Here is a 14,168-nt window from a genome sequence, read left to right as displayed (position 1 = left end):
CCCCATGAACCTGAGACGCTTGAAGCACCTGAGGCGCCTGCTGCGCCAAATGACCGATCCATCCAGGTGCCCCGGGAACTCGCGATGAGCGCATGGACACCCCTGCTGCCCACCATCATGGTGGGGACGGAACGTCAGGCCGGTGCGCTGCCGGATTGGCCCGGCGAGATAGGCGCGCTGGTGTCACAGGCCGTAGCCGCGGTGGACGCACCCGCCACACCTGCCACACCTGCCGTTAGGTTGCTGCGCGCCGCCGCCGTGCTGGCCCCTTGCCTGTCCGCTGGTGCGCGGGGGGCGGACTGGACCACCGCATTGCCGGCGTCCGCGCCGGACGACCACCGGCCTGCCGCGCCCGAAGGTCTGCATGCGCTGCTGTACTGGGCATTGCAGGAAGGGCCCGCCCGCCTGCATCAGCAGATCTTCACCACGCTCGGTGACCATGGCTACCGCCTGCCGCCCGCGCTGCTGCCGCAGGCGCTGGAACTCGGGCGCCGGTCCGTCGCCTTGCGTCCAGCCTTGCTGGGGGCCCTGGGCGAGCGGGGCCTGTGGCTGGCCAGTCAACAGGAGGCCTGGCGCTATGCTGCCGGCGCCAGCGGCGACGAGCCGCAGGAAAGCCACTGGACCGACGGCACGCTGGACCAGCGCCGTGCCTTCCTCCGCCATGAACGTCAGGCCGACCCGGCCGCTTCACGCCAGCGTCTGGAACGCTGCCTGCCGGAACTTCCGGCCAAGGAACGCGCCGATCTGCTGGCGGTGCTGGACACCGCCATCGGCCCGGACGATGAGCCTTTGCTTGAACGATGCCGCGCTGATCGAAGCCGTGAGGTGCGCGACCTGGCCGTGCGCCTGCTGATGCTGGTGCCGGGCGCCGCCCACACCCGCCGAGCGGAAGGCCGACTCGCTGCGCTGCTCCGCCAGGAGCGGGGCCTCCTGGGCCGCCGCTGGGTGCTGGACGCGCCCACCGCCACCGCGCCGGACTGGGAGTCGGACCAGATCATCGCCACCCGCCCGGCGCAGGACAGCCTGGGCGAACGCGCCTGGTGGTTGTACCAACTGGTGCGGCAGGTGCCGTTGGCCTGGTGGCTGCAGCACACCGGCCTGTCCGTGGCCGACCTGCTCAGTTGGGCCGCCAAGTCCGATTGGTCCGAGGCCCTCTCTCGTGGCTGGTTCGATTCGCTGTCGGCCACCCGTGAGCCCATCTGGGCCGAAGCCATCCTGGGCACCCTCCAGCATGACCAGGCGGGCAACGCGCCGCCGATGTCGCCCAAGTCCGCCCAACTGCTGCAATGGCTGCCGCAGGACCAGCGCGAACGCCATTGGCAGCGGCATGTCGACGAAGCCAAACTGCCACTGGTGGTGCTGCTGTCTGCCTGCCTGGACGGTGCCACGCTGGGGCAGCCGCTGTCGCAGGCGATGACACGGCTGGTGCTGGCACGGGCCCGCGACGGCAAGCTGAAGGACGACTACGGCGCGCGGCCGCTGTTGCCCGAGTTCTGCGCGGTCATCCATCCCGACAGCCTGGACGCCTTTGCGTCCGTGGCCCAGATCCAGCGCGACGGCGAGACCGCCTCGCACGCCGACACCATGACCGCCGTGACCCAGGTGGCCGCCTTGCGTCGCGCATTTCTCAGCTTGCCCCGGTTGAAATCGAGGACCTCATGACGACTTCCAACACCCCCGTGCTGCGCCGCCATGCCGAGCAGCAATTCGCCGAAGAACTGGCCGAGTTGCAACGGCAGGACCAGCGCCCGCGCCCGGAGAACTGGCGCCTGTCCCCCTGGGCCGTGTTGCGCTACCTGATGGGCGGCACGCTGGACAACGGCTTCCAGGTCAGCCCGAAGTACATTGGCAATGCGCGCCTGATGGAGATTGCCGTGGCCACGCTGGCCACCGACCGTGGCCTGCTGCTGTACGGGGTGCCTGGAACCGCCAAGTCCTGGGTCTCCGAGCATCTGGCGGCCGCCGTCAGCGGGGATTCGACCCTGCTGATCCAGGGCACCGCCGGCACCGGGGAAGAGCAGCTGCGTTATGGCTGGAATTACGCACAGCTGCTGGCCAACGGACCGTCCGAGCAGGCCCTGGTGGCCAGCCCGCTGATGAAGGCGATGCGCGCCGGCAAGATCGCCCGGGTGGAAGAGCTGACCCGCATTCCGGCGGATGTGCAGGATTCCCTGATCACCGTGCTGTCGGAAAAGACGCTTCCCGTGCCGGAGCTTGGCAGCGAGGTGCAGGCCGTGCGCGGCTTCAGCGTCATCGCCACGGCCAACAACCGGGACAAGGGCGTCAACGAACTCTCCGCTGCGCTGAAGCGTCGCTTCAACACGGTCGTGCTGCCGGTGCCGGCCTCCGAGGAGGAGGAAGTCTCCATCGTCATGAAGCGGGTGACCGAGATGGGGGCGGCCCTGCAACTGCCGGCCGAGCCACCGGCGCTCAAGGAGGTCAGGCGTGTGGTGCAGATCTTCCGTGAGCTGCGCAATGGCCGCACCGAAGACGGCAAGACGCAGGTCAAGTCGCCCAGCGGCACGCTGTCCACGGCCGAGGCCATCTCGGTCATCAACAGCGGCATGGCGCTGGCCGGCCACTTTGGCGATGGCCAGTTGAGCCCGCGTGACATGGCGGCCGGCCTGCTGGGCGCCGTGGTGAAGGACCCGGTGCAGGACCCGGTGGTCTGGACCGAATACCTGGAGACGGTGGTGAAGGAACGGGCCGACTGGAAGGACCTCTACCGCGCCTGCCGCGAGCAGGTCTGAGAGGATATGGGCGACACACTGCACTTCTTCGGCGTGCGCCACCATGGTCCGGGCTGCGCCCGCAGCCTGCTGCGCGCGCTCGAAACCTTGCGGCCGGACTGCGTGCTGATCGAGGGTGCGCCGGAAGCGGACAGCCTGGTGGCGGACGTGCTGGCGCCGGAGATGGTGCCGCCGGTCGCCTTGCTGACCCATGGCGTGGATGAACCGGGCCGGGCCGTCTACCACCCGTTTGCCGAGTTCTCGCCCGAGTGGCAGGCGCTGCGCTGGGCGGCCGGCGCGGGCGCCACGGTGCGGTTCATCGATCTGCCCGTGGCGCACAGCCTCGCCCTCGGCAAGGAAGCCGAAGAGCGAGAGCGGATCGCGCAAGCACAAGCCGAAAACCAAGAGACGCCTGCTGGGGACGGCGATGACGGGTCTCCATCGCCCTCGCCCCGACCTGTACCTGAATCGTCGGCGACCCCAGCGCCTGCAGACGCCGAGCGCCGCAGCGACCCCCTCGACTGGCTCGCCCGTGCCGCTGGTTATGCCGACGGCGAGGCATGGTGGAACCACATGGTGGAAGAGCGTGGCGATGGCGAGGAGCTGTTTGCCGCCATCGAGGAGGCCATGACCACCCTGCGCGCGGAGCTGCCCGATGAGGGCCGCCTGCCGGAAAGCCGCGTCCGGATGGAGGCCCTGCGGGAGGCCCACATGCGCCAGTGCATCCGCGCCGCCCGCAAGGAAGGGTTCCAGGCCATTGCCGTCATCTGCGGGGCCTGGCATCTGGGCGGCCTCAAGGCCGACGTCACCGCGAAGGCGGACCAGACGCTGCTCAAGGGCTTGCCCAAGCTCAAGGTCACCAGCACCTGGGTGCCGTGGACCTATCGCCACCTGGCGTTCGACAGTGGTTACGGCGCCGGCATCCACTCACCGGGCTGGTATGAGCACCTGTGGCGCAGCAGCGGCAGTAGCACGGACGGCCAGACCCCCCTGCCTCGCGCCGTGGGCTGGCTGGCCCGAGTGGCGCGCCTGATGCGGGAACGGGAGCTGGACTGTTCCTCCGCCCATCTGATCGAAGCCGCCCGGTTGGCGGACGCCCTGGCGGCGCTGCGCCAGCGGCCTGCGCCAGGCCTGGAAGAGTTGCACGAGGCCACCCGCACTGTCATGACGATGGGCGACGAAGCCGTGCTGACCTTCATCCGCGATGAACTGATCATTGGTGACCGCCTGGGCCAGGTGCCTGCCGGCGTGCCGAAGGTCCCCTTGCAGCGCGACCTGGAGCAGTGGCAGAAAACCCTGCGCCTCAAGCCCGAGGCTGCCCAGAAAACACTCGACCTGGACCTGCGCCAGCCCAATGACCTGGCCCGCAGCCACCTGCTGCACCGCCTGGCCCTGCTCGGCCTCCCATGGGGCGAGCTGGCGAAGGTGGGGCGCTCGTCGCGCGGCACCTTCCACGAGGTCTGGACGCTGCAATGGCAGCCGGGTTTCGCGGTGCGCCTGATCGAGGCCAGCCGCTATGGTCAGACCGTGGCACAGGCGGCCGCAGCGCGCGTGGCCGAGCGCAGCCGGTCCGCTCACGACCTCGGCACGCTGGCGGCGCTGGTGGACCAGGTGCTGCTGGCTGACCTGCCAGCCGCCGTGGCCGTGGCTTCGCAGGCCTTGCAGGATCACGCTGCCGTCACCGGGGATGCGGACCAGCTCATGGCCGCCTTGCCGCCGCTGGCCAATGTGTTCCGCTACGGGAATGTGCGGCAGACCGACGCCGCGTTGGTGGGCCAGGTGTTTGACGGTCTGGTCGTGCGCGCGGCCATTGGCCTGCCCTTGCTGGGCAGCGCCATCGATGACGCTGCCGCCGAGCAACTGCGTGACCGCCTGCTGGCGGCCCACGCAGCGGTGAAGTTGCGCGACCCGGGCCGCCAGGCCGAGCCTTCCCGCCAGTGGCAACGGGCCATCGGCCTGCTGTCGGATCGCGATGGCGCGCATGAGCTGCTGCAGGGCCTGTGCACCCGCCTCATGCTGGACGAGGGCCTGGTCACGGCGGCGCAGGCCGGCGGGGCGCTTTCCCTGCATCTCAGCAGTGGGACTGAACCGCTCAAGGCGGCCGCCTGGCTGGATGGCTTCCTGAATCGCAATGCCGTGGTGCTGCTGCACCATGACGGGGTGTGGCCACTGGTGGACCAATGGCTGTCCAGCCTGGCGGAGGAGCATTTCGTGCGGGTGCTGCCGTTGGTGCGGCGCACCTTTGCCCGCTTCGACAGCGGCGAGCGCCGGGACCTGGGCGCGCGTGCGGCCCGCAAGGGCGGCCATGGCGCCGGCACCCCCGCCGCCGTGGACTGGGAGGAATCACGCGCGCTGCTGCCCTTGCCGTTGCTGCGCCAGTTGCTGGGAGTGAGCCCATGACGACACCGGTGGACGACGCCGCCCGCCTGCGCCGCTGGCGCCTGGTGCTGGGCAGTGAGGCCCAGGAGAGCTGCGGGGGTCTGAACGGACCGGAACAGGAGATGGACCAGGCGCTCAGCGCGCTCTACGACCAGGACGGACAGGGCCTGGCGGCCGATCGCCGTGCGGGCCGAGGGGGTTCGGCACCCAAGGTGGCGCGCTGGCTGGGCGACATCCGGAAGTATTTCCCCAGCAGCGTGGTGCAGGTCCTGCAGAAGGACGCCCTGGAGCGGCTGAACCTGCGCGACATGCTGCTGCAGCCGGAGATGCTCCAGAACGTGCAGCCCAACGTGCACCTGGTAGCCAACCTGATGGCCTTGTCCCATGTGATTCCGGCCGGTACCAAGGACACCGCCAGGATGGTGGTGCGTCAGGTGGTGGATGAACTGATGAAGCGCATGGAGGAGCCCATGCGCAGCGCCGTCACCGGCGCCCTGGACCGCAGCCAGCGCAATCGTCGGCCTCGCCTGGCCGAGATCGACTGGCACCGCACCATCCGCGCCAACCTGCGCCACTGGCAGCCCACGCACCGCACGGTCATCCCCGAGACCTTGCACGGCTACGGCCGCAAGGCCCGCCGGCCGCAGCGCGAGGTGGTGCTGTGCATCGACCAGAGCGGCTCGATGGCCAATTCGGTGGTCTACGCCAGCATCTTCGGGGGCGTCATGGCCTCGCTGCCGGCGGTGAGCACCAAGCTGGTGGTGTTCGACACCGCCGTGGTGGACATGACCGAGCAACTGGACGACCCGGTTGACCTGTTGTTTGGCGTGCAATTGGGCGGGGGGACCGACATCAACGGGGCGGTGGCCTATTGCCAGTCGCTGATCCGGGAGCCGCGCAACACCATCTTTGTGCTGATATCCGACCTGTACGAGGGCGGGGTGGAGCAGCAGCTGCAGCGCCGCGCCGCCGAGCTGGTGGACAGCGGGGTGCAGTTCGTGACCCTGCTGGCCTTGAGCGATGAGGGGGCACCCGCCTATGACCACGCGCTGGCGGCCAAGCTGGCCGCGCTGGGGGTGCCGTCATTTGCCTGCACGCCGGACGCCTTCCCCGGTCTGATGGCCGCCGCCATCCGCCGGGACGACATCAACGCCTGGGCGGCGGGGCAGGGCATGGTGACATCGGCCAAGGGCCGTTGAGGCGCTTCTGGGCGGGGATGACCGGAGAAGCGTTGAAGGTCCTCGGATGTCCCCGGATGTTCCTTAGAGAGACGGGGGCCGATCAGTCCGGCGGACCGTCTGGCGTTCGCATCAATGCGGCTCGCGCCTTCCAGATCTCCTGGACGAAGGGGTCTGTCAGACCGTAGAGACCGTGACCCCGGCGCATGACGATGTTGGCATCCATGAGTTGGTTTTGGCGATTTTAGTCAGACCCAATAATTAGGCCAATTTTCTAAAAACGGCCAAATTAGTGGTTTTGATTAATTTCCCCTAAACGCCTTCGGCCGGTCACCTCGGCGGGATCCGCCCCACGCTTCAGGGACACTTTGTTGCAGTTCGCCGCCCTATCTAGGCCGGGTGGCGCCCTGAAAGTGCTACACACTCGCTTTTTCCCCGCCCGGGCCGCAGGCCCGATAATCGCGACCCCCGGGTCATCCGGATCCGGGTCTGTTTTGAGAGTCTGATGAACAAAAGCGAACTGATCGAAGGCATCGCCACCAAGGCTGGTGTCACCCGCGCTGTGGCCTCGTCCCTGCTGGATGCCACCCTGGAAACCATCACCGAAGCACTGGCCAAGGGCGACACCATCGCCCTGGTGGGCTTCGGCACCTTCAAGGTGGGCGACCGTGCCGCCCGTACCGGCAAGAACCCCGCCACTGGCGAAGCGCTGGAAATCCCGGCCGCCAAGGTGGCCAAGTTCACGGCCGGCAAGGCCCTGAAGGACGCTGTGAACAAGTAATCGGGCCTTGCTCGATCCAACGCCCGCCTCGTGCGGGCGTTTTTCATGCCGGGCCGTGAGGCCCCGCCTTGGCGCATGCATGCGCCAGCCGCACGGGCGCATGCCCGCATCCGGGGCTCCGCCGCAGCGGTCTGCCCAAACCCTGGCGGCCCCGTTTTACGGGCCTTCCGACACATTGGGCACCCGCCTGGGGCGTCTCAAGGGTAAACCTGAAGTCACAAATTGCACTGTCCTGGTGCGAGATGGCGCATCTCGGGGCGGCGGCTGCAAGGCCCCGCGCCGCCGTGTGCCGGATTGGGGCCTGGCACAAAAGCTGCAAAGCTGGGTGTGGATTCGGAGACCGTCCCCCCACAAGTATCAGGAGCCCGCATGAAGTCCATTTACGCTGTTGTCGCCGCTGCCGCCCTCACAGCCACCGCGTTGCCGGTGTGGGCCGACGACCTGTCCTACAACCTCAGCGTCACGTCCGACTACCGCTATCGCGGCATCTCCCAGACCCGCTTGAAGCCCGCCCTGCAAGGCGGTGTGGACTACGCTCACTCGAGCGGCTTCTATATCGGTGCCTGGGCCTCCACCATCAAGTGGATCAGCGACTCCGGCGGTGATGCCGACGTCGAAATCGATACCTACCTCGGCTACAAGACCGAGGTTGCCAAGGACGTCACCATCGACGTCGGCTTCCTGCGCTACAACTACCCAGGCAACGACCTGGCCACCAGTGCCAACACCAATGAGCTGTACGGTGCCGTCACCGTCGGCCCGGCCACCCTGAAGTACTCGCACGCTGTGTCCAACCTGTTCGGTTTCGCCGACTCCAAGCAGAGCGGCTACCTGGACCTGAGTGCCACCTTCGATGTCGGCCAGGGTTTCACCCTCGTGCCGCACGTGGGCCACCAGAAGGTCAAGAACAGCCCCGGCTACTCCTACACCGACTACTCCCTGACGGTGAACAAGGACTGGCAAGGCTTCACCTGGGGTGCCGCCTTTGTGGCCACCAACACCGACGCCTATATCGGCGGCAAGGGCAAGGACCTGGGCAAGAACGGCCTGGTGATCTCGGTCAAGAAGGTGTTCTGAACACCGCCGCCAGCGTCTGTTTACGTCGAGGAGAGAGAGTCATGAAACTGATTACCGCCGTCATCAAGCCCTTCAAGCTGGATGAAGTGCGTGAAGCCCTCAGCGCCATCGGCGTGCAAGGGCTGACCGTGACCGAGGTGAAGGGCTTCGGCCGCCAGAAGGGTCACACCGAGCTGTACCGCGGCGCCGAATACGTCGTGGACTTCCTGCCGAAGGTGAAGATCGAAGCCGCTGTCGCCGATGGCGTGGTCGAGCAGGTCATCGAAGCCATCGAAAACGCCGCGCGCACCGGCAAGATCGGCGACGGCAAGATTTTTGTGTCGCCACTGGACCAGGTCATCCGCATCCGCACCGGCGAGACCGGCCAGGACGCGCTCTGATCCTGCCCCCACCGCGCAGTCGAACGCAGTCACCCCCAAGATCCAACGTAGAGAGTCCGACATGAAGAAACTCCTTGCCTGCCTGGCCTTGGCCGCGGCAGCCTTTACCAGCCTGGCCCCCGCGGCCATGGCGCAGGACGCGGCCTCCGCACCGGTGGCGACCGCCGCCGTGGCGTCCGCCCCTGAAGCCGCGCCCGCAGCGGCTGCCGCCTCGGCCCCCGCCGAAGCGGCCTCCGCCGCCGCCGCGCCCGCGCCGGTGCCCAACAAGGGCGACACCACCTGGATGATGGTGTCCACCCTGCTGGTGATCCTGATGACCGTGCCGGGCCTGGCCCTGTTCTATGGCGGCCTGGTCCGCAGCAAGAACATGCTGTCGGTGCTGATGCAGGTGATGGTGACCTTCTCGCTGATCGTGGTGCTGTGGGCCCTGTATGGCTACAGCCTGGCGTTCACCGAAGGCAACAAGTTCTTCGGTGGCTTCGATCGCCTGTTCATGAAGGGCATCTGGGACAACGCCGCCGGCACCTTCGCCAACGCCGCTACCTTCAGCAAGGGCGTGGTGATCCCCGAGATCGTCTTCGCCGCCTTCCAGGCCACCTTCGCCGGCATCACCTGCTGCCTGATCGTTGGTGCCTTCGCCGAACGCATCAAGTTCAGCGCCGTGCTGCTGTTCATGGTCCTGTGGTTCACCTTCAGCTATGCGCCGATGGCCCACATGGTCTGGTTCTGGATGGGCCCGGATGCCTACACCTCTGCGGCTGTGGCCGACGAGATGACCAGCAAGGCCGGCCTGATCTGGCAATGGGGCGCACTGGACTTCGCAGGCGGCACGGTGGTGCACATCAACGCAGCGGTCGCCGGCCTGGTGGGTGCCTACATGGTGGGCAAGCGCATCGGTTACGGCAAGGAAGCCTTCACCCCGCACAGCCTGACCCTGACCATGGTCGGTGCCTCGCTGCTGTGGGTGGGCTGGTTCGGCTTCAACGCCGGCTCCGCCCTGGAAGCCAACGGCTTCGCCGCCCTGGGCTTCATCAACACGCTGTTCGCCACTGCTGCCGCCGTGCTGTCGTGGTCGCTGGGTGAAGCGCTGTTCAAGGGCAAGGCCTCGATGCTGGGTGCCGCTTCGGGCGCCGTCGCAGGCCTGGTGGCCATCACGCCGGCTGCCGGCAACGTCGGTATCGGCGGCGCGCTGATCATCGGCCTGATCGCCGGTTTCGTCTGCCTGTGGGGGGTGTCCGGCCTGAAGAAGCTGCTGGGTGCGGATGACTCCCTGGATGTGTTTGGCGTGCACGGCGTGGGCGGTATCGTCGGCGCCCTGCTGACCGGTGTCTTCAATTCGCCCAACCTGGGCGGCCCGAGCGCCGTGGGCGACTGGGTGACTGCCGCCACCGTCACGGCCGATGCCTACTCCATCGCCTCGCAGGTCTGGATCCAGCTCAAGGCTGTGGTGCTGACCATCGTGTGGTCGGGTGTGGTCTCCGTGGTCGCCTTCAAGATCGTGGACCTGGTCGTGGGCCTGCGTGTCACGGAAGAAGACGAACGCGAAGGTCTGGACATCACCTCGCACGGCGAGACCGCGTATCACAAATAAGTAAGTTCCTGCAATGAACGGTTGGTATCCAGGTCCTCCCTGGCGCCCGACTTCCAGCCGCCCCTCGGGGCGGCTTTTTTTCGTCCGGGCTCCCCCCTTGCCTTTGGGTGGATGGCCCCCATGTGCGGATGCCTAAAATCCAAATACCTCCGGCTGCTCGCGCCCGTCCATCATGGTCCCTCACCTCATCACCGCTCTGACTGGTCCCATCAACGAGCTGGAGCAGCGCGTGCTCGAGTCCATGCCGGCCATCGAGCGCTGGTTCCGGCTCGAGTGGATGGAACACACGCCGCCGTTCTACAGCTCGGTGGATCTGCGCAACGCCGGCTTCAAGCTGGCGCCGGTGGACACCAACCTCTTCCCTGGCGGCTTCAACAACCTCACCCAGGAGATGCTGCCGCTGGCGGTGCAGGCCGCCATGGCCGCCATCGAGAAGATCTGCCCGGAAGCCAAAAACCTGCTGTTGATCCCGGAGAAGCACACCCGCAACAGCTTCTACCTGACCAACATCCAGACGTTGATGCGTATCTTCAGCATGGCCGGCCTGAATGTGCGCCTGGGCTCGCTGGACGAGGCCGTCAAGGAACCCACGACCCTGCCGCTGCCGGACGGCAGCAGCCTGACGCTGGAGCCGCTGGTGCGGCAGCGCTCGCGCCTGGGCCTGAAGGATTTCGACCCCTGCACCATCCTGCTGAACAACGACCTCTCCGCCGGCATCCCGGAGGTACTCACCCACCTGCATGAGCAGTACCTGCTGCCGCCGCTGCACGCGGGCTGGGCCCTGCGGCGCAAGAGCCAGCACTTCCGCGCGTATGAGGAGGTGGCCAAGAAGTTTGCCAAGCTGCTGGGCATGGACCCCTGGCTGATCTATCCGCAGTCCGTGGCCGTGGGTGGGCTGGACTTCAGCACCGGCGACGGCCTGGACGCGCTCCAGACCCAGGTCGACAACGTGCTGACCAAGACGCGCCGCAAGTACAAGGAATACGGCATCCAGGAAAAGCCGTTTGTGGTGGTCAAGCCCGATTCCGGCACCTACGGCATGGGCATCATGACCGTGCGTGACGCCAAGGACCTGGAAGAGCTGGGCCGGCGTGCTCGCAACAAGATGAATGTCATCAAGGACGGCCAGGTGGTGTCCCAGGTGCTGGTGCAGGAGGGCGTGGTCACCCACGAACGGATGCACGACGCCGTGGCCGAGCCGGTGGTCTACATGATGGACCGCTATGTGGTGGGCGGCTTCTACCGCGTGCACGCGGACAGGGGTGAGGATGAAAACCTCAACACGCCGGGGTCCAGCTATGTGCCGCTGGCCTTTGCGCACTCATCGCACCTGCCTGCCCCGGGCGAGAAGCCGGGGGCCAGCGCGCCCAACCGCTTCTACATGTATGGCGTTATTGCACGCCTGGCCATGCTGGCTGCGAGCTATGAGCTGGAAGCGACCGACCCTGAGGCTGAGGATTACGCTTGAGCGGGTGCCCCGAGCTGTTTTCAGGCGGGGCGAGGGTCAGGCCGATGTTTCGTGGGAGAGGCTGGTGGTCAGGCGCTCATCGGCAACAAACCCCCGGTTGTCCTGTTGAACCTTGTCGGGCCATCGAAGCCGCAGCACCTTCGGATTGCCCAAGCATGGCAGCTCATCAAGAGGGCGGGCGACCTCCTTGTCGTGCCATCGAAGCCCCAGCACATTTGGATTGCCCAGGTAGGGCAGTTCAGCAAGAGGGCGGGTGACTTGACTGCCCTCAAGGCGCGCCTCAATGGGCGAGTTGCCGGGCTCAGACGATTCCTCGGCGGCGATCTCGGGAGAAGAAGGCCGGTCGTCGACCTCGCTCTCCTCAAGGTGTGTCGCAATCGCAAGGGCGTCGGGGTTCGACGACGCGGCGGCGAAGGTCATGGGAGGCGGGAGGTCAACGGTTTCGACGCCTGGGAGAAGGCGATCTGCCTGGGTGCCGCCATCGGCGACCGCCGCCACGGCAGCAAGATGACGCCAACTACAGATATATCCGGGATCCCGCTGATGAAGTTCCCGGAATAACTCGCGCATCGGCGCGTCCGCCAGTGTGCCTCCGCGCTCAATGTAAGGGTTGCGATACTGATGGCGACGCAAGATGGCCATGGTGGCGGCGATCTGCCCGAACATCGCGGGCAACCCCAGGCTCTCTGGCGTATCGCCGCTCTCGCCAGTGATGGCCACTGGCGACCGGGGACCCGCTGCGGTGATCCATTGGGTGAGGGTTCGAAGTTCATCCGGGTCCAGCAGACCGGCTTGTTTCGGCTGCACGTGCAGGACACGGATTTGCTGTGGGGCGGGTTCGGGCAGCTCACCGGCCGCAGCGTGGTGTTGGATCTCCAGCGTCGCCGCCCATCCTTCGGGCGTGGCGGGTAGGGCCGGCGACTGTGTCAGGACCGTCGCAAAATTCTGGTTCTCGGTGACGTGGCATTGATCTTGCGCTGTAGTATTGAGGCGCAGGGCCCGCGCTGATGCGTCACCGAGGACCAGCAGATACCGCACGTCGTGAAGCATCAGGTGATCCACAAATTGGGCCAGCTCTGGTCCACCGCTCTGCGGTGAGCGCAGGGCCAGCAGCGCGGGATCCCGGTATTTCTCCTGGCTGTCATGGTTTGGCGTCATGAGGTCCCGCAGTACGGACCGGGCATCAGCCACGGCGCAGCCCCCCTTCTCGAAGTACGTTTCACACCAGGTGGGTGGATTTTTGCACTGCCGTGCATCGTCCACCCATCGTTTGCCAAGCCCCTTGTGACTTTCCATCCACCTGGGCATGCGCTCGGTGTCGCCCCGGTCGTTCCGGACGCAGCAATGAAAGGGATTGAAGCTCTGGGCGGACAGACCTCTGAACATGGACACGACGCTCGATGAACCGGGACAACCCCGTGGGTCCTCAGTTGCCGTAGTGGTGCGCAGGGTTCACCGGCCTTGGCCCCGGGAGGGGTCAGGTCAGTACCGCGGGCGGCGGATCGGCCGCCGCCTCCAGTAGCAACTGCTTGAAGCGGTCGAGCAATTCACCATGGCCATCCGGCAGATGCCAGACCGACAACGGGCCCAGACCCAGGTCCACATCGTGCGGGAGCAGGGTCACGATGCCCTGCCGTTCCGCATCCAGGGCCACGTCATGCGCCATCACCGCCAATAGCGGCATCTCGCGCATCATGTTCAGCGACAGCATCAGGTCGCCGTTCTCGATCAGGTCGCTGGGCAGGGGCAGGCCCTTGGCCTGCCACAGACGGTCCACCAGCATGCGGGTGCGGGTGCCCGGCATGTGCCAGATCCAGCGCTGGCGGCTCAGGGTCTCCCAGCTCAGCATGCCGCCGCCCGCCAGCGGGTGGTGGGCGCTGATGGCCAGCCGTTCGGGCTGCCGTGGAAGCGCAATGCACTGCAGGCCCAGCGGCTCATCCTGGGGCATCACGCGGGCGATGACCAGGTCCAGCTGGCCGGCCAGCAGGTCTTCGAACAGGGAGCGCAATGCATGTGTGCGCACGCTCACTGTGACCTGCGGTGATTCCTGCTTCAAGGCCATGACGGCGCGGGGCAGCAGGCGGGCGAGGGCGGCATTGGTGGCCCCGATGCGGATTTCGCCAGTGGCGCCGCGCACCATGGAGGCCACTTCCCCGGCAGCGCGGTGCAGGTCCGCCTCGATCTTGCGCGCCAGTGTGAGCAGGCGGCGGCCCACCGGGGTGATGTACATGTGTCGCCCGCGGCGCAGGAACAGCATCTGGCCCAGGCCTTGTTCCAGTTCGGCGAGTGTCTTGCTGACGGCCGGTTGGGTCACATGCAGCACTTCGGCCGCCTGGCTGGCGTTGCCGGTGTCGTACAGGGCAATCAGGACGCGTGCGTGCCGCAGGCTCATGCGGCGCACCACGAATTGCTCGGCGGCCTCGGGCGTGGGGGGCAGGTCGTTCATGGCAGTCGGGAAGGGGTGCGCAAGCGTACCCGCAAAGCTTTCGACGCGCCGCCGCGCGCGCCAGCCGCACGGGGCTCCCGTCAAATCTGCCTCACTTAGGCCCCCTCCAGCGGGGCCGCCCTCCCAGTTACTCAATCTT

10 protein-coding genes and 1 pseudogene are annotated in these 14,168 nt (G+C 67.0%); 9 read left to right on the top strand and 2 right to left on the bottom strand.

Annotated features, from left to right (window positions below; genetic code table 11):
- The first annotated feature begins 84 nt into the window (after positions 1–84).
- The 9 genes and pseudogenes from BMY53_RS07620 (at position 85) to gshA (ending at position 11,583) form a co-directional block, all read left to right on the top strand.
- The gene (locus tag BMY53_RS07620; RefSeq protein ID WP_092945300.1) at positions 85–1,662 is read left to right on the top strand and encodes a DUF5691 domain-containing protein; all 1,578 of its coding nucleotides are present in this window, start codon (positions 85–87) and stop codon (positions 1,660–1,662) included.
- On the top strand, positions 1,659–2,750 hold the full coding sequence (locus tag BMY53_RS07615; RefSeq protein ID WP_092945299.1) for an ATP-binding protein: 1,092 nt from the start codon (positions 1,659–1,661) through the stop codon (positions 2,748–2,750). Before BMY53_RS07620 ends, BMY53_RS07615 begins: the two co-directional genes overlap by 4 nt.
- Positions 2,751–2,756: 6 nt before the next feature.
- Positions 2,757–5,129: a DUF5682 family protein gene (locus BMY53_RS07610; RefSeq protein ID WP_092945298.1), complete on the top strand. Its 2,373-nt coding sequence runs from the start codon at positions 2,757–2,759 to the stop codon at positions 5,127–5,129.
- On the top strand, positions 5,126–6,307 hold the full coding sequence (locus tag BMY53_RS07605; protein ID WP_092945297.1) for a vWA domain-containing protein: 1,182 nt from the start codon (positions 5,126–5,128) through the stop codon (positions 6,305–6,307). The genes BMY53_RS07610 and BMY53_RS07605 overlap by 4 nt, the downstream gene beginning before the upstream one ends.
- Positions 6,308–6,746: 439 nt before the next feature.
- A pseudogene (locus BMY53_RS07600) lies at positions 6,747–7,067 on the top strand (HU family DNA-binding protein); the annotation flags it as partial.
- Positions 7,068–7,436: 369 nt separating this feature from the next.
- Complete coding sequence (locus BMY53_RS07595) at positions 7,437–8,144, top strand: TorF family putative porin (protein WP_092945295.1); 708 nt, start codon at positions 7,437–7,439, stop codon at positions 8,142–8,144.
- Between the two features lie 41 nt (positions 8,145–8,185).
- On the top strand, positions 8,186–8,524 hold the full coding sequence (glnK, locus tag BMY53_RS07590; RefSeq protein ID WP_067066343.1) for a P-II family nitrogen regulator: 339 nt from the start codon (positions 8,186–8,188) through the stop codon (positions 8,522–8,524).
- A 61-nt stretch (positions 8,525–8,585) separates the two neighbouring features.
- Positions 8,586–10,115 carry an ammonium transporter gene (amt, locus tag BMY53_RS07585; protein WP_092945294.1) on the top strand — a complete coding sequence of 510 codons (1,530 nt, stop codon included), beginning with the start codon at positions 8,586–8,588 and terminating at the stop codon, positions 10,113–10,115.
- A gap of 172 nt (positions 10,116–10,287) precedes the next feature.
- A complete protein-coding gene (gshA, locus tag BMY53_RS07580) occupies positions 10,288–11,583 on the top strand; it encodes a glutamate--cysteine ligase (RefSeq protein ID WP_092945292.1) in 1,296 nt (431 codons plus the stop codon).
- A gap of 36 nt (positions 11,584–11,619) precedes the next feature.
- Here the strand turns inward: gshA and BMY53_RS07575 are convergent, their stop codons facing one another.
- Both BMY53_RS07575 and BMY53_RS07570 read right to left on the bottom strand, forming a co-directional pair.
- Positions 11,620–12,969, bottom strand: a complete 1,350-nt coding sequence (locus BMY53_RS07575) for a hypothetical protein (RefSeq protein ID WP_092945279.1) — start codon at positions 12,967–12,969, stop codon at positions 11,620–11,622.
- Between the two features lie 91 nt (positions 12,970–13,060).
- Positions 13,061–14,029 carry a LysR family transcriptional regulator gene (locus tag BMY53_RS07570; protein WP_092945278.1) on the bottom strand — a complete coding sequence of 323 codons (969 nt, stop codon included), beginning with the start codon at positions 14,027–14,029 and terminating at the stop codon, positions 13,061–13,063.
- Positions 14,030–14,168 lie beyond the last annotated feature (139 nt).

The sequence above is a fragment of the Roseateles sp. YR242 genome, from assembly GCF_900109745.1.
In the GTDB taxonomy this organism is placed as follows: Bacteria; Pseudomonadota; Gammaproteobacteria; order Burkholderiales; family Burkholderiaceae_C; genus Roseateles.
The sequence above is the reverse complement of the archived record's forward strand: the minus strand, read 5'-3'. Positions and strand labels throughout refer to the sequence as shown.

Excerpts from the sequence above, each read along its gene's own strand:
- BMY53_RS07620 (WP_092945300.1), top strand. The coding sequence starts at position 85 with ATGAGCGCATGGACACCCCTGCTGCCCACCATCATGGTGGGGACGGAA.
- BMY53_RS07615 (WP_092945299.1), top strand. The coding sequence starts at position 1,659 with ATGACGACTTCCAACACCCCCGTGCTGCGCCGCCATGCCGAGCAGCAA.
- BMY53_RS07610 (WP_092945298.1), top strand. The coding sequence starts at position 2,757 with ATGGGCGACACACTGCACTTCTTCGGCGTGCGCCACCATGGTCCGGGC.
- BMY53_RS07605 (WP_092945297.1), top strand. The coding sequence starts at position 5,126 with ATGACGACACCGGTGGACGACGCCGCCCGCCTGCGCCGCTGGCGCCTG.
- BMY53_RS07595 (WP_092945295.1), top strand. The coding sequence starts at position 7,437 with ATGAAGTCCATTTACGCTGTTGTCGCCGCTGCCGCCCTCACAGCCACC.
- glnK (WP_067066343.1), top strand. The coding sequence starts at position 8,186 with ATGAAACTGATTACCGCCGTCATCAAGCCCTTCAAGCTGGATGAAGTG.
- amt (WP_092945294.1), top strand. The coding sequence starts at position 8,586 with ATGAAGAAACTCCTTGCCTGCCTGGCCTTGGCCGCGGCAGCCTTTACC.
- gshA (WP_092945292.1), top strand. The coding sequence starts at position 10,288 with ATGGTCCCTCACCTCATCACCGCTCTGACTGGTCCCATCAACGAGCTG.
- BMY53_RS07575 (WP_092945279.1), bottom strand. The coding sequence starts at position 12,969 with ATGTTCAGAGGTCTGTCCGCCCAGAGCTTCAATCCCTTTCATTGCTGC.
- BMY53_RS07570 (WP_092945278.1), bottom strand. The coding sequence starts at position 14,029 with ATGAACGACCTGCCCCCCACGCCCGAGGCCGCCGAGCAATTCGTGGTG.